Raw genomic sequence first — 19664 nt, forward strand, 5'->3', positions numbered from 1 at the left:
TTGGGCAGGATTGCTGGATGCTTGCAATCTTTTAGAAGCTTCTTGTTTTCTTGCTCATGAATTTGTACTAATTAAAAAATAAGATACTTGGATTTCTAGAAAAAGATTATAGACTCTTTTTTCTATTAAGGATTGCAATATGTTCGATATTAATACAGTTGAGATTGAGTGGGCAGGCCGTTTGCTCAAACTAGAAACAGGTAGAATTGCTCGCCAAGCTGATGGTTCTGTATTAGCAACTTATGGTCAAACAGTTGTTTTAGCTACTGTTGTTTCAGCAAAAGATAATAAATCATATCAAGATTTTTTTCCTTTAACTGTTAATTATCAAGAAAAAACTTATGCTGTTGGTAAAATACCTGGTGGTTATTTAAAACGTGAATCTCGTCCTACTGAAACTGAAACGCTAGTTTCGCGTTTAATTGATCGTTCTATAAGACCGCTTTTCGTTGAGAGTTATAAAAATGATACTCAAGTCATTGTTAATGTGATACAGCATGATTTAGAAAATGATCCACATGTTGTAGGTGTAATAGCTGCTTCTGCAGCCTTAACGTTATCAGGTGTGCCATTTATTGGGCCTCTTGCTGGTGCCCGGGTTATTTATTTAAATGGTGAATATATATTAAATCCGCATTTAGATGAAATAGAAAAAGGGTGTCTTGACTTGTTCGTTGCGGGTACACATGATGCTATTATCATGGTTGAATCAGAGGCAAAAGAGCTTTCAGAAAATGTGATGCTTGATGCTATTATGTTTGGTTATCGAAGTTTTCAGCCTGTTATTGATGCTATTATCAAGCTTGCTGAAGTTTCTGCTAAAGAACCACGTGTGTTGCTTGATGTAAAAAGCTGCTTAGAATTAGAGCATGAAATGCTTGAATATGTCGAAAATGATTTACGAAATGCTTATAAAATTACTGAAAAAAATGCACGTTATGAGGCAATTGAGGCTATTAAAGATAAGGTAAATTCTAAATTCTTTGTTGAAAACTCTGAAGAGTTGCCTTGGAGTTGTGAAGAGATCGCGTCTGTTTTTAAAAAAATACAGTCTAAGATAGTTAGAGGAAATATAATTAATGAAAATATTCGAATTGATGGTCGTGATCTTGTAACTGTTCGTCCAATTGAGGCAGAAGTAGGAATTTTATCGCGTACGCATGGTTCAGCGTTATTTACTCGAGGAGAAACTCAGGCATTAGTAATTGCAACTCTTGGAACAAGGGAAGATGAACAATATGTTGATTCTTTGACAGGCATGTATAAAGAAGATTTTATGTTGCATTATAATTTTTTCCCATTTTCTGTAGGAGAAACAGGTCGTATTAGTTCTCCCAGTCGTAGAGAGATTGGGCATGGAAAGTTAGCTTGGCGTTCTATTCATCCAATTTTGCCAAAAACAGATCAATTTCCGTATACCTTACGAGTAGTTTCCGAAATTACAGAATCTAATGGTTCCTCTTCAATGGCGACTGTATGTGGGGCTTCGTTAGCTCTTATGGATGCTGGTGTTCCTATATTGAGACCAGTTGCAGGTATTGCTATGGGTCTTATAAAAGAGGGAGATAAGTTCTCTATTTTATCTGATATACTTGGTGATGAAGATCATTTGGGTGATATGGATTTTAAGGTAGCAGGGACAGAGCTTGGTATAACGTCACTTCAGATGGATATAAAGATAACAGGAATCTCAAAAGAAATTATAGAAATTGCCTTGGAGCAAGCAAGAAAGGGTCGTATCCACATCCTTGATAAGATGTCTCAGGTTATATCTGAGAGTCGTTTGCAGCTTGGGGAGTTTGCTCCTCGTATTGAAATTATGAATATACCGGTTGATAAGATCCGAGAGGTTATTGGTTCTGGCGGAAAAGTCATTCGAGAAATTGTTGAAAAAACCGGAGCAAAAATTAATATTGAAGATGATGGTACTATAAAGATAGCATCATCTTCTTTTAAAGAGATTGAAGCCGCTAAAAAAATGATACATTCTATTGTAGATGAACCAGAACTTGGTAAAGTTTATGAAGGTATAGTTGTAAAAACTGCAGATTTTGGTGCTTTTGTGAAGTTTTTTGGTTCGCGTGATGGATTAGTACATATATCTCAGCTTGCAGCTGAAAGAGTTTCTAAAACAAATGATGTAGTTAAAGAAGGTCATAAGGTTTGGGTTAAATTTTTAGGTTTTGATGAACGTGGTAAAGTAAGATTGTCAATGAAATCTGTTGATCAAAGAACAGGGAAAGAATTTTAATTTATCTCTTACCCCATGACGTGTTTTCATATAATGTTGTGCTAAGAATTAGAGCTTTCTTGTAAAAATAGAAACATTGTAATAGCTTATGAAATTAAACTGTATGGTTATATGTTTAACAGTTTATAATTTTATATATGGTGAGTATATTTAATATAATTAGGGCATTTTATAGAAGATAAAAATACCTTTCCTTGTATATAAGATGTTTTTTCTTTTAATTCAGTAGAATTTTAATTGGATTTTTAATTAAATAGTGTTAGAAGAAAAAAATATAGAGTAATAATATTTTATATTATTATTAATAGATTGTATTTTTATTTTTTTACTATGATTTTCTGATTGCTTTCTTTAAAAAGAATTTAGATAATGAGGCTATATAGTAAGAGCTAAAGAATTTTTTTATGTGTACTTTTATTAAAAGGTCTTAAAATTTAAGGTTGTTTATAATTTTAAGTAAATTCCAGAAAAATCGAATATATAAGAAGATATATATGCAAGGGATATTGATATGGTTAACAATAATTCTATAGATGCTTCTGAAAAGTTATTAGAATTGACTGTTGGTATAGTTGCTGCATATGTTGGAAATCATGTGGTTCCTATGACAGAGATTGGGTGTTTAATTGCAGATGTGCACTCAATTTTGAAGAATACTGTTTCGCAAACTTTAAATCAAATAACTTCAGATATTGAAAAATCTAAACCAGCAGTGCCAATACGTAAATCTATTGAAGATGGTTTTTTAGTTTGTCTTGAAGATGGTATGAAGTTTAAATCTTTGAAGCGTCATCTTATGACATATCATAATATGACTCCTGAAGAATATAGGTTAAAATGGGGGTTACCCAGTGACTATCCAATGGTTTCTAAGGATTATGCTAATGCTCGTTCAAAACTTGCTAAAGATATGGGGCTTGGAAAAAATCGTAAAAAGAATCAAGTTTCTTAATAAAGACTGAATTGACACATGTTGCTGTAATGACTTTTAATTGTTAATATTTTTTATATTATATATTATACAATAAATTCGAGTTTATTACTTAAAAAATAAAAATCATTATGATCTTTTTGAAAAACAATTAAACCAATTCTTTATAAAATTTTCATAGATCTTTGTAAGAATCTCAAGATCAAAAAGGTCTGCATGTTCATTAATCATGTGCATTGTTTTTCCTACGAGACCAAATTCTATTACAGGGCAGTAATCTTTGATAAAACGAGAATCAGAAGTCCCTCCGCTTGTGGAGAGTTCTGGGTTTATTCCAGTGATATTTTCTATTGTTTTTTTAAGAATAGGGATTAATGTATTGTTATATGTTAAAAATGCTTCACTTGGGGATGTGTTAAATTTAAGGGTATAATTTATTGGTGTGTTGTTGCGTTTTATAAGCATGTTTTGAGCTGCTTGGTTTATACGAGTATCAATTTCTTTCATTAAAGTTGAAACAGTCCAAAGATTATTAAATCTTACATTGAAAGCAGCATGAGCTTTTCCTGGTATAACATTGAGGGCAGGATTCCCGACATCTATTGTTGTAATTTCAAGATTTGTTGGAAGGAAATTAGAATTTCCTGTATCAAAAGATGGATATATTAACGAATCTAATATCGGTAAAATACTATGAATTGGGTTGTCTGATAGGTGTTGATACGCTACATGTCCTTGTACACCATGAATAGTAATAAATCCTGATAAACTTCCTCTACGTCCGATTTTTATTGTATCTCCAAGCTTATAATTGCTTGTAGGTTCTCCCACGATACAAGCATCCCAAGTTTCACCTTTTTTAGCAGCCCATGCAAGAAGTTTAGAGGTGCCATTTATTGCTAAGCCTTCTTCGTCACCAGTTATTAAGAATGAAATTGAGCCTTTGGGATGACCATTCGTCTTAATAAAACGTGCTATTGCTGCAGCAAAACAGGCAATAGCGCCTTTCATATCTACGGCTCCACGTCCATATATTTTATTATTTTCAATAGTTGCTGAAAATGGCGGATGTTTCCATTCTTTTTCATCTCCTGTTGGAACAACGTCTGTGTGCCCAGCAAACATTAGATGCGGGCTCTGAGTTCCAAGGCGAGCATAAAGATTTTCAACATCTGGTATCCCTGATTCACTTTCAGTAATTCTTGTAATAGAAAAGCCTAGTGGTTCTAAGATATTAGAAAGAACTGATAAAGCTCCTCCTTCTGATGGTGTAATTGATGGACAGCGTATTAATTTGATTAAATTATCTAAAGGATCCATAGATGTTATATCTCTCGAGTGTTATTTAATCCCGTAGAAGTTGATTTATACTTGTTTTTGAACGAGTTTTTGCATCTACATTTTTAATGATTACTGCACAATAGAGACTTGGTTCTATACTTTCGTTTTTTGATTGTTTGCTCGGTTGAATTCCTGGAACCACTACAGAATAGGGAGGAATTTCGTTGTAAGTGACTTCACCAGTACAGCGATTTATAATTTTAGTTGATTTTCCAATAAAAACCCCCATACCAAGAACGGATCCTTCGCGGACTATACATCCTTCTACGACTTCAGAGCGTGCGCCAATGAAACAATTATCTTCTATAATAGTTGGTTCCATTTGTAATGGCTCAAGTACTCCACCAATGCCAACGCCACCAGAAATATGAACGTTGCGACCAATTTGTGCACAAGATCCAATAGTGGCCCAAGTATCAATCATGGTTCCTTCATCAATGTAAGCTCCGAGATTAATAAAAGATGGCATTAAAACAACATTAGGTGCAACATAGGCAGCATGGCGTACAATAGCACCAGGGACAACTCTGATATTACATTTCTCAAAGTCATTTTTCTCCCAGTTATTAAACTTTAAGGATATTTTATCCCATCCTAGAGTATTGCCAGAACTACCCGTAATAACTTCTGTGGGTTTAAGGCGAAATGCTAGCAGGATAGCTAGCAGGATAGCTTTCTTAAGCCATTGATGGACAGACCACTGACCGAGTTGATTGCGTGAAGCAACACGAAGCTTTCCACTGTCAAGAAGATTTAATGTTGTTTCCACCGCATCGTATATTTCTCCTCTTGTTGAAGAATTTATAAAATTAATTTCTTCGAAGCTATTATTGATAATTTTTTCAAGTGATAATACATCACCTAGGTTCATAACAGTATTCCTTAATTTTTTGAGCAGTATATTTATATTATAATTATGAATAAGCTATAAAAATTACTTGATGCTATCAAATAGATACTGACACAGTTTATATAAATTTTAACAATAATCTTAAAAATTCAGGTATTTCTTATAGAAAACTGTTATGAAGTCGGCAATCTAACAAGCTAGCGTTTAAATGATATTTATACAGCCAGTAAGATAAAAAGCTTTACGAATTATTTAATTCTTTCTGAATTTTTTGAGCATTTAACTCTAGGATTGAGGGATCTTCTAATTTTCTTTCTGCAAAGGAATCACTATGATGAAGTGTCAAAGGAGTGCTTTTACAAGGGATAACATGGAAATGTAAATGAAAAACTGTTTGTCCTGCTTCTAATTCATTGAACTGCAGAATTTTTATACCATCTGCTTGAAAGGCTTTTTGACATGCTAAAGCAATTTTTTGCACAATAATTATAATACTAAGTAGTGTTTTTTCTTGAGCGTCAAGGAGATTTCTTGAGCGATCTTTTGGAAGTATTAAGACATGTCCTGGAGCTTGAGGCATAATATCCATTATAGCAAGCGTTGTTTTATCTTCGTATACTTTACATGCTTTGATATCTCCTCTGATTATTTTTATAAAAACATTCTCTTCATCGTAGACTTTTAAGATTTCTTGTCCCATAAAATAACCTTTAAAATATAATAATGTTTCTTTTGAATTTTATTTCATACTATTCCAATATTAGATGCATTATATCTTTATAAAAATAATATTAAGGCATGAGTGATCTTATAGTAAAAGTATCAAGTTCGGCAATAAATAAAGAAAAACTTGATATTTTTTATTTGCTGACACTCAATAACAAGGTGTTATAAATTGTCATTTATATCTTGTTGTGATTTTTAATATATACTGTTTGTGATATAGGTAGAAAGAGGTTAACTAACATCGTTTATTATACAAATGTTTTATTATGATGTGTTTCTAGTGTAGAAGATTTATAAGGATGAAATGGTTTTGCAAATAGAAGAACATGTTACGAAATAAAAAAAACTTAGAGATAATAAAACAAAGGTAATAATATATTGAATTCTATACAATAAATATATTGAAATGATTTTTTTTCTAGGGTACTTGTTGTTATGTCGCAAGTGCGGCATAAGAATCAATTTCTTGATTTTATGTTAAGTTGTAATTATTTCGCACGCAAGGCAAGAAGTTGTCAGGTTTTCTGATAAATTGTCTGGTGATGTATTTTTTTGCATTCACGCCTTGCGGAGGTAAAACCAGATATAAGGATGTATTAATTCATGGCACTTCCTGAATTTACAATGCGTCAGCTTCTTGAGAATGGCGTTCAATTTGGCCATATGAGCTGTTTATGGAATCCGAAGATGGAGTCTTATATCTTTGGAGAACGAAACAATATACATATCATAGATCTCTCCCAAACAGTTCCGATGTTGCATAATGCATTAAAAGTTGTGTCAGATACTGTAGCTCGCGGAGGTCGTGTTTTGTATGTTGGTACCAAGAGGCAGGCGGCAGATATAATTGCACAATCTGCAAAACGTTCAGCTCAATATTATGTAAATTCTCGGTGGCTTGGCGGTATGATGACGAATTGGAAGACTGTTTCCAATTCCATTCAAAGGCTTCGTAAGCTTGATGAAATTATAAGTAAAGAAGCTCAAGGTTTAACTAAAAAAGAGCGTTTAAATCTTGATCGTAAGCGTAATAAGCTTGAAAAAGCCTTGGGTGGTATTCGTGATATAGGTGCCTTACCTGATTTAATGTTTATTATTGATACAAACAGGGAAAGGCTTGCTATTGAAGAGGCTCGTAGATTGAAGATCCCTATAGTAGCTGTGGTTGATACTAATTCAAACCCAGATTTTATAGATTATCCTATACCTGGTAATGATGATTCTTCTAGGTCTATTGCTCTGTATTGCGATCTTATCTCGCGTGCAGTTATTGATGGAATTGCTCGCCAGCAAAGTGCTTCTGGTCAAAATATAGGTGCTTCTGAAGAGTTGCCGTATGATGTTGAGTTAAATTCGGCTTCTTCTGATTGATTGTTAAATATTTTTGTTTTGGCTAATTTTTATCAATTTTATGGTAAAGGTTTTGTTGTTTGTCTTATAGACGATTTTTAAAGAAAAACTTAAGGCTATTCTTTAAACAGCGTATTTTTTTTTGAAGAGATTTGCAAATGGGTAGTGTAAGTACAGAAAAGATAAAGTTACTTCGTAATCAAACTGGTGCAGGTATGATGGACTGTAAAAAGGCTCTCTCCGAGACAGGTGGAGATATTCCTTTGTCGGTTAATTGGTTACGTGCAAAGGGGCTTTCTAGGGCAGGTAAAAAATCTCATCGAGAAACAACAGAAGGTCTTGTAGGTGTTGCTCTTGGTGATTCCAGGGCATCTATTATAGAAATGAATTCTGAAACAGACTATGTTGCTCGGAATGATAAATTTCAGGACCTTGTTCTTAGGGTTGCTTCTGTGGCTCTTTCTACTGATGGTTCTGTTGAGAATATTATTTCAGCTACTTGCGATGATCTTGGTGTTTCTGTGGAAGAGGAAATCAGGTCTAACATAGCAACGATAGGGGAAAATATTATTTTGCGTCGTTCAGCTATTCTTTCTGTTGATGAGGGTGTTGTAGTTTCTTATGTTCATGGAGCTGTTGCTGAATGTTTAGGAAAGAGAGCTGTTTTGGTGGCTTTAAAGTCTTCAGGAGATAAAGATGTCTTAAGAGCTATTGGTGTTAAGGTTGCAATGCATGTGGCGGCATGTTCTCCTTTGGCTATCCATTCTCAAGATATAGATCCTGCTATCATTAATAATGAGCGGGAGATTTTTATTGAAGAGGCTCAAAAATCTTCTAATTCTTCTAAAGAATTGATTTTAAAAATTGTAGAAGGTAAACTGCAGAAGTTTTTAAGGGAGTCATCTCTTTTGTCTCAAAAATTTGTTATGGATTCCGATATTACAGTGTCTGATTTTTTGAAAAAGTCTGAGGAATCTATTGGTGCGCATGTTGATGTTGTTGGTATGGTCTATTTTGTATTGGGTGAAGGACTTAGTAATATTTAAGGAATGTGCTTTATAATAATGCATAATGAAGCTGTTTTGGTAAAAAACTTTTTAATAAGGTTCTTGTGTGTTTTTTTTGTTTTTCTTTTTTTTATAGGAAAAGCTTTTGTTTAAACCTCTTTACAAGCGTGTTCTTTTAAAGCTTTCTGGTGAGTCTCTTGTTGGTAGTAATGGATTTGGCGTTGATATTTTAGCTGTTGAGCGTGTTTGTCTAGATGTTATTGAAGTGCATTCAATGGGAGTTGAGGTTGGTATTGTTGTTGGGGGTGGTAATATATTTAGAGGATTGTCTGTAGCATCTGATAATTTTGATCGTGTTGCTGCTGATACTATGGGAATGCTGTCTACTATTATTAATGCGCTAGCATTAGCTGCATCTTTCCGCAAGTTAAATATAAAAACTGTAGTTTTTTCTTCTATATTTATTCCTCAGGTTTGTGAAGTTTTTTCTCAAAATGCTGCTCTTTCATATCTTTCTCAAGGATTTATTGTAATATTTTCTGGAGGTACAGGAAATCCCTTTTTAACAACTGATACAGCTGCTGCTTTGCGGGCAGCTGAAATTAAGGCAGATGCAATATTAAAGGGAACTCAGGTTGATGGCGTTTATTCTTGTGATCCGAAGCAAGATGTATCTGCGATCCGATTTGATAATCTAACATATGATCAAGTAATTGAAAAAAAATTAAAGATTATGGACTTGGTTTCGATTGTTATGGCTCGTGACAATGACATTCCTATTGTTGTTTTTTCTATTCATGATCTTGGGGGATTTTCTAAGGTTTTAAAAGGTGTTGGGCGCATGACCATTGTGTCTAGGGAATAAAATTAGTTTTATGAAGCTAGATATTTATCGAATACGGGAGTTTTTATGAAGCAAGTGGTTGATCTCAGTAGTTTCAAGGATCGTATGGATAGTGTTGTTTCTTCTTTTTAAAAAAGATGCTATATCTTTGCGTACAGGAAGAGCGTCAGCAGTTATACTTGATCCAGTAAAGGTTGATGTATATGGATCAAGGCTTCCTCTCAATCAGATTGCTAATGTTGCCGTTCCAGATTCACGCATGCTTTTAGTCTCGGTGTGGGATAAGTCAATGGTATCAGCCGTAGAGAGGGCAATTCGTGAAGCAAATCTTGGTTTTAATCCTATTGTTGAGGGACAAAATCTACGTATTCCAATACCGGAGCTTAACGAAGAGCGTCGATTATCTCTTGTGAAAGTTGCGCAAGGTTATGTTGAGAAGGCTAAAATAGCTATTCGTAATGTTAGGCGTGATGGGATGGAATTTTTAAAAAAATCTAAGAAAAATGCTATAATTACTGAAGATGAGACAGATTTATTGTTTGATAAAATGCAAAAGATGACTGATGAAGCTATAAATAAGATTGATATCTTGTTTGAAGAAAAAAAAGAAGAAATTATGCGTGTATAAGGAAATGTGCATTTAGTGTTGAATTCGTGTATAAAAAAATATGACATTTTCATTGCTTCAATCAGTTCCTGAGCATGTTGCTATCATTATGGACGGTAATGGTCGTTGGGCTAGTGCACGTGGCTTGCCACGTTCTGTTGGTCATCGTAAGGGTGTTGATGCCGTATTTGAAGTGGTAATGGCTGCTGAAGAGATAGGTATTAGGTATTTAACGCTTTATGCTTTTTCTTCTGAGAATTGGAGTAGGCCTAATGTTGAGATATCAGAGCTCATTAGTATTTTTAAGGATTTTTTTAATTGTAATCTTGAGCAATTAGAAACCAAAAATGTACATGTCCGTGTTATAGGTGGGCGTAGTGGTTTAAATAATGAGATGTTGTATTTTTTAAATGAGATTGAGGCACGTACTTGTGCTAATACGGGATTAAATTTAGTAATTGCATTTAATTACGGTTCGCGAGATGAAATTTTTCGAACTATTATAAGTCTTGTAAGAGATATAGAGATGGGTAATTTGTGTTTGCAAGATATAACTCCAGCTTTAATAGGAGAGCGTTTGGATACAGCAGGCATTCCTGATCCAGATCTTATTATTCGTACAGGTGGTGAAGAAAGATTATCTAATTTTTTGCTTTGGCAATCAGCTTATTCTGAATTGGTTTTTTTACCTAACTATTGGCCTGATTTTTCAAAAGAACTTTTTTTTTCTGTAATTGAAAAGTATAGACTTCGTGATAGAAGATACGGCGGTTTATCAAAAAAACAGACAAGAGTGATATCTTGAATATCCATGAATTGAAATTACGGATTGCTTCTGGAATTCTAATAGGTTTGGTTTTTTTGTTTTCTGCTTGGTGTGGTGGGTGGATATTTCGATCTGTTGCTGTTTTGGTAAGTGTTCTTATTTATTCTGAGTGGTCATCTATTACATGTTCATCCTCTGAAGGTTCAATCAAAAAAATATTTGGTTGGTGTTCTATTATTCTGATATCCAGTATGGTTTTTTTGGGCTTTCTAAAGGTTGCTTTGTTAATATTTTTTTTATATTTCATTGCATTTTTCTTACTGTTCGTTATGAAAAAAGTTGGTTTTTGGTATTCTTTGGGAATCTTTTATTCTGAAATTTTTGCAATTACGGTAATTTATCTTCGAGGTAATGGATTTGAGGGCTTTAGTTTTATAATATTTATATTTTCAGTTGTATGGGCTACTGATGTTTTCGCTTATTTTTTTGGTCGTTTTTTTGGTGGACCTAAGCTGGCAAAAAGATTTTCTCCGGGGAAGACATGGTCAGGAGCAATAGGGGGGTTGTTATTCGGTGTTATGAGCGGAATTGTAGTTTCACATTTTATTTTTCCTGGTCAGTTTAATAGAGCGATAATGTTGGCTACTACTATATCTATAGCATCTCAATTGGGTGATCTTTGCGAGTCTTTGATTAAGAGGCGTTTTGATGTAAAGCAGTCTGGTTGGCTTATCCCTGGGCATGGAGGGATAATGGATCGAATGGATTGTTTGGTGTTTGCTTCTTTAGTTGTTTCTGTTATTTCTTTTTTTGAATAGAGCTGAATATATAGAAACTTATTTTGGACTGACTATTTTTACTGGTTTAGATTGCCGATAAACTGGTTAATTATGTTATTTTAGAAAGGGGGCTAAAGATGTCCTTTGTTTTAAGTTATGTTATTCCATTTTTGAGTGTTATTTATTTGGTTGTTCTTGTTCATGAATTTGGCCATTATATAGCAGGTCGTTTATGTGGTATACAAGCGGTAGTTTTTTCTTTGGGATTTGGGCCGGAAATTTTTGGTTTTATGAGTCGTTCTGGGGTGCGTTGGAAGTTTTCTGCTATTCCACTTGGAGGCTATGTTCGTTTTTTAGGTGGAGAAAGAAGTTCACATGTTCAGAGCGCATCTTCTGTTGTTAAAAACTCTAAGGATAAGGGTCAGAATTCTTTTTTAGGTGCAAGTCTTTGGAAAAGGTCATTGGTTGTTGTTGCTGGTCCATTAGCAAATTTTTTGATGACAGCAATGATTTTTACATTTCTTTTTTATAAAAATGGAATAATTATTATTGATCCTATCGTTTCACAAATTGAACCTGGAAGTCCTGCTGCAGAAGCTGGAATTAAGCCAGGGGATTTGCTTGTGTCTGTTGATGGCCATCAAATATCTTCTTTTCAGGATGTTATGCTTTATGTACAGTCGCATCCCAAAAAGGAGATGATTTTCATATTAAAGCGTCAAGATAAGGACTTCGTGAAGTTTGCAATAACTCCTCGTATGGAAAAAATAACTAATGCTTTGGGTCAAAAAGTTTCAGTTCCTTTGATAGGTCTTAAGGTATATAGTGTTAAAAGCAAGCATCAATTCCTAACTTTACCTGAAGCTTTTTTCATGGGATTATATGAAATACATGATATTGTTAAAGCTACTTTGCAATATTTTTATAATGTTCTTTCTGGGCAAATGAAGAGTGATCAGATTACTGGTCCGATTGGTGTGGCAAAAATTGCAAAACATATGTCAGATATAGGATTTGAGGCTCTTGTTAGATTTTTAGCTTTTATTTCGTTGTCTGTTGGTTTGATTAATTTAATGCCTATTCCAATTCTTGATGGTGGACATTTGATGTTATATTTCCTTGAGGCTGTTCGAGGCAAGCCTTTAGGAGAGCTATCAGAAAAAATTGTTTTACAGATTGGGTTAATTTTGGTTCTTGTGTTAACGGTTGTTGCAACTCGAAATGATGTTTCTGGTTTAATAAACTCATTTAAACAATAAGATTTTTTGAAGAATAGCGGTAATTAAGTTACATTTAATAATAAATTAGATTAATCTTTAATTAATTGTTTTGTTTATGCAATAAAATAGGATAGGTTGGTTCGATGAGTTTTTTTTATATAGTTATCGATTAGAAAACGTGTAAAAGGTTTGGAGTATTATGGAGAAACGAAAGCTTTCGAAAGCTTTATTGTCAAACGTGGTTTATGCTAGTGTTCTTTGTCTTGAGTTGATAGTTTCTTTGTCATTATATTCAAATGAAGCAAGTGCGTCTGTTGTAAAGAAAATAGAAGTGCGAGGTATTCGTCGTGTTAGTGCCGATTCAATTCGTTCTAATATTGTAATATCGCCTGGAAAGGTTTTTTCTGGAGAAGAAATAGATGATTCTTTAAGGAGGCTTTATAGGACAGGGTATTTTTCTGATGTCAAGATATCTGTTTCTGGTTCAGTACTTATTGTATTTGTAAAAGAAAATGATCTTATCAATCAGGTGGTTTTTAATGGAAATAAAAATATAAAGGATGATAAGCTTCAGTTGATTGTAAAAGCTCGTCCTACTGTAGCATATAGTCGTGTGCTTGTTGATTCTGATATAAGTGCTATTAAGAAGGCTTATAGTGCGATAGGTCGTTCAGAAGTTTCAGTTTCTTCACAAGTTTTCTCAGTGGGTGAAGGAAGGGTTAATCTTGCTTATGTCATCAATGAAGGGGGAAGAACCAAACTTGGGAAGATTAATTTTGTAGGAAACAAGGCATATTCTGCTGTTCGGTTAAGAAGTGCTATAATATCTCGTCAGTCTAATATTATTTCTTTCATAACTCGCAGTGATATATATAGTAAAGAAAAATTAGATGCTGATGGCGAAGCTATTCGCAAGTTTTATTCTGAAAGAGGTTACGCAGACTTCCAGATTGTTTCTTCACAGGCTTTTTTTGATCAAGCTAAGAATTCTTATTCTTTGACTTTCAATATTAATGAAGGTGCGCGGTATAAATTTGGTAATATTAGTGTCCAATCAAGTGTTCAGGATATTGATCCTGATAAGTTGCGTAAATTTATACAAACAAAAACTCGTGATGTTTATAATTTTAATAAAGTCGAGAAAAGTATTGAGGCAATGTCAGGATATCTGACATCTATCGGAAAACCTTTTATTAAGATAACCTCAAGAATAAGTCGTAACTTGCAGACATCAGCCGCGAATGTTGAATATCTCGTTGATAAAGGTGAGCGTATTTATTTAGAGCGTATAGATATAAGAGGTAATGTTTATTCCCGTGATTTTATTATTCGGCGTGAGTTCGACTTGAGTGAAGGTGATGCGCTGAATGAATCTATGATTACAACTGCTAAGCGTCGTTTAATGGATACAGGGTATTTTACTTCTGTAAATATTTCCAAGGTTTTAGGTAGTGCTCCAGATCGTGTTATTTTGGTTGTAGAGGTTCAGGAGCAGTCTACAGGTAGGGCTGGTATTGGTACTACATATTCTGGTAGGGGTGTTTTTGGATTAGAGGCTAGTGTTGAAGAGCATAATTTTTTTGGGCGGGGACAATATATTCGCATAGCGGCTGGTGCTGGGGATAGTAAGTCAAGAAGTTATAATTTAAGTTTTACTGAGCCATATTTTCTCGGGCACCGTATTGCGGCTGGTTTTGATCTTTCCGCAGTTCAATCTTCAGATAATACGTTTTTTTCTGAACGAGAGCATGGTGTTGATTTGCGTGTAACTGTTCCAATAACTGAAGAGATAGGAAACACATTTCGATATAGCTATAAACATATGAATTATAAGGGTATAGGTGACTGGAAGAATCCTGCTAACCTTTCTGATCCTTATAGAGAGCTTATTCGTGTTGGTAAATGGAACACTTCAGCTGTTTCTCAGACAATTGCTTATGATACTTTAGATAATCATCTTCTTCCTCGAGAAGGTATTTTGGCAAAATTCACTCATGAATATGCTGGTTTGGGAGGAGATTCTAAGTATTATAAAGTATTGGGTAAGGTTAGTTATTTTCAGCTTCTTATAGATGATGCGGATGTCATTGGTTCTGTAAGTGCTGGGGCTGGTCACGTGATGCCTATAAATGGAAAGCTATACATATTTGATCAATTCATGTTTAATCCAGAGGAGTTGCGTGGATTTAAAAACAAAGGTATAGGTCCTCGTATGGCGAATGGTGATCCTGTAGGTGGTAACACTTATTTTACTGCAGGAGCAGAAAGTAATTTTCCTTTACCTTTATTGCCAAGAGATTTGAATTTGCGTGGTTCTTTTTTTGTTAATGCGGGAACACTTTATGGTAATTCTGTTGACATAGGAAGTTCTGGTCCATTGCAAGGAGATAGTCCATCTTTTCGTGTTTCTGCAGGGGTAGGTTTAATGTGGCATTCTCCTATCGGAGATATAGGGGTTTATTATGCAGTTCCTTTGCATAAGGAGCCTTATGACAGATTAAGACGTATTAGTTTTTCTTTAGGAAATCGATTCTAGATAACAAGATGTAGATTAAATTAGGTTAACGTAGGAGATCTCTTTGATAGAGAATTTAAAGTTTTTTACTCCTTCCAAGGCTGGAATTTCTCTTTCACAACTGGCTCATTCTATCAATGTTGAGTTGATGAATAAAGATTATGGCAATAGAATTATTTATTCTATTGCTCCTATTGCTCGTGCAAAAGAAGGAGATGTTGCGTATATTATTTCAAGAAAGTTTATTCCAGATCTTGAGAGTTGTTATGCGTCTGCCATTATTTGTAATTCTGATATGAGGGCTTTTATTCCAGATCATATTGCTGTTTTGCTATCCTCTTCACCAGAGGAAGCTTTTGCCCTTGCCGGTTATTTGCTCTATCCAGATGCGATGTGTCCTAGTTCTGTTATTTTAGGATTCAAGGGTCTTTCTTCAGCTGCATTTGTGGATAATACTGCAAAGTTAGAGAGTGACATTACAATTGAACTAATGGCAGTTATTGGTTCTGATGTTGAGATTGGTTCCGGTACGTATATAGGGCCAGGAGTGGTCATTGGTCCTCATGTTAAAATTGGACGTAATTGTAGCATTTCATCTGGTTCTAGTGTTTTTTCTGCTTTTATTGGTAATGGTGTTATATTGCATAATGGTGTTAAAATCGGTCAAGATGGTTTTGGTTATGCGCTAGGAAAAGAATCTATACTTAAACTTGTACAAATTGGCAGAGTGATTATTCAAGATAATGTTGAAATTGGTGCTAATACTACTGTTGATCGTGGTGCAATGGATGATACTGTCATTGGTGAAGGAACAAAAATAGATAACCAGGTTCAAATAGCGCATAATGTTTATATAGGGTGTCATTGTATAATCTCTGGTCAAGTTGGAATTGCTGGTTCTGTTCGTATTGGTGATGGTGTTTTAATAGGAGGTCAATGCGGTATCACAGGACATATTACTATTGGTGATGGAGTTAAATTAGCTTCAAGAAGTGGTGTCATGGGGAGTGTTCCTTCTGGGGCATCTTATGGCGGTATGCCGGCCCGTCCTATAAAAGATTATCTTATTGAGTTGGTAAAGCTTAGATCAAAAAAAAGTTATTCTAAAAGGATAAGAAACAAAGATGAGTAGTGAAAGAGAAGTGAATTTGAGTTCTCTAGATATCATTAAGCTTATGAATTTTTTGCCGCATCGCTATCCATTTTTGCTTGTGGATCGTATTATTAATATCAATGGTGATGATTCTGCTATTGGGATCAAGAATGTTACGTACAATGAACAATATTTTGTTGGACATTTTCCAGGAAGACCTGTGATGCCTGGTGTATTACTTCTTGAAGGTATGGCTCAAACAGCAGGTGCAATTTGTGCTATGAAGAAAGGTAATCAGAAAAACAGTTATGTTTATTTGACTACGATTGATAGTGCTCGGTTTCGCAGACCGGTTATTCCTGGTGATTGTTTAGAATATCATGTATTTAAATTAAAATATCGTATGCCTGATATTTGGAAATTTATTTGTTATGCAAAAGTTAATGGTTGTGGTGTAGCAGAAGCAAAAATAGGAGCTGTGATGATGTATGAAGGTAAGGAAAAAGAATGAATTCTTTTGCTAAATCCGTTGTTATTCACCCAATGTCTATAGTAGAGGAAGGAGCTATCATTGGTGAAGATACTGTTATAGGTCCATTTTGTAAAGTAGGTTCAGAAGTAAAACTCGGAGTTGGTGTAAGGTTAATATCAAATTGTATTGTTATGGGAAAAACTACAATTGAAGATTTTACAACTATTTTTCCTATGGCAGTAATAGGCGGAGAAACTCAAAGTATAAATCATAGTTCGCTTGGTACTGAGTTATATATTGGTAAACGATGTGTAATTCGTGAAGGTGTTACAATAAATAGAGGAACCGTTGAATATCTTGGAAAAACTACGATAGGAGATCGTAATACCTTTCTTACTAATGTTCATATAGCTCATGATTGTATGATTGGTAATGATGTTGTTTTATCTAATAATGTCATGATTGCTGGGCATGTAATTGTTGGCGATCGAGCAATATTTGGTGGTGGTTCTGCTGCACATCAATTCACCCGCATTGGGTGTCAGGCTTTTGTAAGTGGTTTCACTGCTGTTGCTCATGATGTAATTCCTTATGGTATGGCGTATGGAATTCCAGCTGTTCTTCGTGGAATTAATGTTGTAGGCATGAAACGTTTTGGAATTGATCGTACTAAGATTCATATTGTGCGAGAAGTTTATAATGCCATTTTTAAAGATCAACATTCTATACATGAAAAAGCAGAAGCTATTCGTGAACAATATTCTCATTGTTCAGAGGCTTTAGATATTTTGGATTTTATCCTTTTAGATAGGCAACGTCATTTATCGTCTCCTCATCAGACAAAAGGGCACTTTTTTGAGTAAAGGACGTCTTCTTATAATAGCAGGATCTGGAATGCTTCCAGTATATGTTGCTCAAGCCGCAAGATTTAATAATGATGAACCTATTATAGTTTCCATTGTAGATGATGTCCATGCGGATTGGAAAGAATTTACAATATATCATGTCTCAATTGGAAATTTTCGTTATATAAGTAAGCTCATCAAAGAGCATAGTATAAATCGAATTGTAATTTCAGGTTCAATAAGTTGTCGACCTAAATTAAGACAGTTACGTTGGGAATGGAGAAGTCTATTCTTCCTGCCCAAGTTTATGAGTCAATTGATTTCAGCTGGGGATGCGGCTATTCTCAAAATAGTGATTGAAATGATTGAAGATAATGGTGTAAAAGTTATAGGCGCACATGAAGTTGTACCAAATCTTCTTGCTAAGACAGGTCCTTTAGGAGTCCATGTTCCTGGACGTAAAGATAAGAGAGATATACTATCTGCTATGAGAGCCGCTGATGCTCTTGGTTCACTTGATATTGGACAAGGTGTAATAAGTGTTGGTGGACGGGTTGTTGCTTTAGAAGGTGCTGAAGGAACTGATGCTATGCTTGAACGAATAGGGCCTCTTAAGAGTTCTGGAAGAATTTATTCTTGTGGTCGTGGAGTTTTGGTAAAGATGTGCAAATCACAACAAGATATACGTGCGGATCTTCCTGCTATTGGTCTTTTAACAATTAAAAATGCAATTAAAGCAGGTCTTGCAGGGATTGTTTTAGAATCTGGTAAATCACTTGTTTTAGAACAGGATGATTTAATTCGTGTTGCAAATGAAGCAGGTCTTTTTATTTATGGAATTGATCGAGGATTAGAAAAAAGTGCTTTATGGTAAGAAGTTCAGTTAAAATTGCTATTATTGCTGGTGAAGAATCAGGAGATTTTCTAGGAGGAGATCTGATAAGAGCTTTAAAAAATATTGTTCCTATTCCGATAACTCTAGTTGGGGTAGGAGGTAATTCTTTAAAAAAAGAAGGGTTGGTTTCATTATTTGATATTTCTGAAATATCAGTAATGGGAATAACAAGTGTTATTAAAAGGTTGCCTCGATTACTTTTTCTTATTCATAAAACGATTCAAGCAATTGTTTCTGCTAAACCTGATTTATTAATTATTGTTGATAGCCCTGATTTTACGCATCGTGTTGCAAAGGGTGTTCGAAATAAATTGCCAGTTCTTCCAATTATCAATTATGTGTGCCCAAGTGTTTGGGCTTGGAGGCAAGAACGTGCCCGTAAGATGATATCCTATATTGATCATATTCTTGCTCTGTTTCCTTTTGAGCCAGAGGTTATGTATAAGCTTAAAGGACCTGTTACAACATTTATTGGTCATCCATTAAGCAGTTGTTCTGATGTTATCAGAGTTGGTAATAGACAGGAAGACAAGAAAATTTCTAATTGTTCTAATAAAAGAATTCTTCTTTTGCCTGGTTCAAGAACAAAAGAGATTGTAAATATTTTACCTGTTTTTAGAGAGACGATGAATTTTCTTCTTGAAAGGAATGCCTCTTTATCTTTTGGCTTAGTAACCATTCCTTCTAGAGAGCAATTGTTACGTCGCATGATTTTAAGCTGGGATAAAAAACCTGAAATCATTGTTGGAAGAAAAGAAGAAAAGTGGCAGGCTTTTGCCGAAGCCGATGCAGCACTAGCAACATCGGGTACAGTTGTTTTTGAGTTGGCTCTCTGTAGTATTCCTGTAGTATCAGTTTATAAATTAGACTGGATTGTAAATGTTCTCAATCTAAGTAAATACATAACAACATGGACATGTGCTTTACCAAACCTTATTATTGATTATCCAGCGATACCTGAATATTTCAATGAGGCAATACGTTATGGTGCGTTAGCGCGTTGGATGGAAGAACTCACATGTGATACTTTACAACGTCAAGCTATGTTAGCTAGTTTCCGAGTGCTTCAAAATCGTATTAAGACTTCTATGCCAGCCGGAGAAATAGGAGCTGGAGTTATTCTTGATATTTTTAGGAAGAATAAAATCATCTGAAATTAGATTTTGAGTATA

At 34.6% G+C, this 19664-nt stretch carries 17 protein-coding genes and 1 pseudogene; 15 read left to right on the plus strand and 3 right to left on the minus strand.

Annotated features, from left to right (window positions below; translation table 11 throughout):
* Positions 1-139 precede the first annotated feature (139 nt).
* Both pnp and B488_RS00180 read left to right on the plus strand, forming a co-directional pair.
* Positions 140-2251, plus strand: coding sequence for a polyribonucleotide nucleotidyltransferase (gene pnp, locus B488_RS00175; protein ID WP_015272455.1), 2112 nt, complete (start codon positions 140-142; stop codon positions 2249-2251).
* A 511-nt stretch (positions 2252-2762) separates the two neighbouring features.
* Positions 2763-3203, plus strand: a complete 441-nt coding sequence (locus tag B488_RS00180) for a Ros/MucR family transcriptional regulator (protein ID WP_015272456.1) — start codon at positions 2763-2765, stop codon at positions 3201-3203.
* Positions 3204-3311: 108 nt separating this feature from the next.
* On the opposite strand, the gene dapE is transcribed toward B488_RS00180, so the two are convergent.
* From dapE to B488_RS00195, 3 genes are all read right to left on the minus strand, one after another.
* Positions 3312-4511, minus strand: a complete 1200-nt coding sequence (gene dapE, locus B488_RS00185; protein WP_041770502.1) for a succinyl-diaminopimelate desuccinylase — start codon at positions 4509-4511, stop codon at positions 3312-3314.
* Positions 4512-4527: 16 nt separating this feature from the next.
* The gene (gene dapD, locus B488_RS00190) at positions 4528-5394 is read right to left on the minus strand and encodes a 2,3,4,5-tetrahydropyridine-2,6-dicarboxylate N-succinyltransferase (RefSeq protein ID WP_015272458.1); all 867 of its coding nucleotides are present in this window, start codon (positions 5392-5394) and stop codon (positions 4528-4530) included.
* Positions 5395-5614: 220 nt separating this feature from the next.
* Positions 5615-6073, minus strand: a complete 459-nt coding sequence (locus B488_RS00195) for an HIT family protein (protein WP_015272459.1) — start codon at positions 6071-6073, stop codon at positions 5615-5617.
* A gap of 629 nt (positions 6074-6702) precedes the next feature.
* Here B488_RS00195 and rpsB point away from each other — a divergent pair.
* The 13 genes and pseudogenes from rpsB (at position 6703) to lpxB (ending at position 19646) form a co-directional block, all read left to right on the plus strand.
* On the plus strand, positions 6703-7470 hold the full coding sequence (rpsB, locus tag B488_RS00200) for a 30S ribosomal protein S2 (protein WP_015272460.1): 768 nt from the start codon (positions 6703-6705) through the stop codon (positions 7468-7470).
* 137 nt (positions 7471-7607) lie between these two features.
* A complete protein-coding gene (gene tsf / locus B488_RS00205) occupies positions 7608-8495 on the plus strand; it encodes a translation elongation factor Ts (RefSeq protein WP_015272461.1) in 888 nt (295 codons plus the stop codon).
* Positions 8496-8601: 106 nt separating this feature from the next.
* Positions 8602-9321: a UMP kinase gene (gene pyrH / locus B488_RS00210; RefSeq protein WP_015272462.1), complete on the plus strand. Its 720-nt coding sequence runs from the start codon at positions 8602-8604 to the stop codon at positions 9319-9321.
* Positions 9322-9366: 45 nt separating this feature from the next.
* Positions 9367-9928 (plus strand): annotated as a pseudogene (gene frr, locus B488_RS00215) (ribosome recycling factor).
* Between the two features lie 40 nt (positions 9929-9968).
* Positions 9969-10712 (plus strand): polyprenyl diphosphate synthase, encoded by a 744-nt coding sequence (gene uppS / locus B488_RS00220; RefSeq protein ID WP_015272464.1) that lies wholly within the window; start codon positions 9969-9971, stop codon positions 10710-10712.
* Positions 10709-11491, plus strand: a complete 783-nt coding sequence (locus B488_RS00225) for a phosphatidate cytidylyltransferase (RefSeq protein ID WP_015272465.1) — start codon at positions 10709-10711, stop codon at positions 11489-11491. Before uppS ends, B488_RS00225 begins: the two co-directional genes overlap by 4 nt.
* A gap of 98 nt (positions 11492-11589) precedes the next feature.
* Entirely contained in the window at positions 11590-12711 is a 1122-nt protein-coding gene (rseP, locus tag B488_RS00230; protein ID WP_015272466.1) for an RIP metalloprotease RseP, read from the plus strand.
* 160 nt (positions 12712-12871) lie between these two features.
* Positions 12872-15208: an outer membrane protein assembly factor BamA gene (gene bamA, locus B488_RS00235; RefSeq protein WP_015272467.1), complete on the plus strand. Its 2337-nt coding sequence runs from the start codon at positions 12872-12874 to the stop codon at positions 15206-15208.
* A 46-nt stretch (positions 15209-15254) separates the two neighbouring features.
* Positions 15255-16319: a UDP-3-O-(3-hydroxymyristoyl)glucosamine N-acyltransferase gene (lpxD, locus tag B488_RS00240; protein ID WP_041770845.1), complete on the plus strand. Its 1065-nt coding sequence runs from the start codon at positions 15255-15257 to the stop codon at positions 16317-16319.
* Positions 16312-16791, plus strand: a complete 480-nt coding sequence (gene fabZ / locus B488_RS00245; RefSeq protein ID WP_015272469.1) for a 3-hydroxyacyl-ACP dehydratase FabZ — start codon at positions 16312-16314, stop codon at positions 16789-16791. The genes lpxD and fabZ overlap by 8 nt, the downstream gene beginning before the upstream one ends.
* The gene (gene lpxA, locus B488_RS00250; protein WP_015272470.1) at positions 16788-17615 is read left to right on the plus strand and encodes an acyl-ACP--UDP-N-acetylglucosamine O-acyltransferase; all 828 of its coding nucleotides are present in this window, start codon (positions 16788-16790) and stop codon (positions 17613-17615) included. Before fabZ ends, lpxA begins: the two co-directional genes overlap by 4 nt.
* Positions 17608-18471 (plus strand): LpxI family protein, encoded by an 864-nt coding sequence (locus B488_RS00255; protein ID WP_015272471.1) that lies wholly within the window; start codon positions 17608-17610, stop codon positions 18469-18471. The genes lpxA and B488_RS00255 overlap by 8 nt, the downstream gene beginning before the upstream one ends.
* Positions 18465-19646 carry a lipid-A-disaccharide synthase gene (lpxB, locus tag B488_RS00260; RefSeq protein ID WP_015272472.1) on the plus strand — a complete coding sequence of 394 codons (1182 nt, stop codon included), beginning with the start codon at positions 18465-18467 and terminating at the stop codon, positions 19644-19646. Before B488_RS00255 ends, lpxB begins: the two co-directional genes overlap by 7 nt.
* Positions 19647-19664 lie beyond the last annotated feature (18 nt).

This window comes from Liberibacter crescens BT-1 (genome assembly GCF_000325745.1).
Classification (GTDB): domain Bacteria; phylum Pseudomonadota; class Alphaproteobacteria; order Rhizobiales; family Rhizobiaceae; genus Liberibacter; species Liberibacter crescens.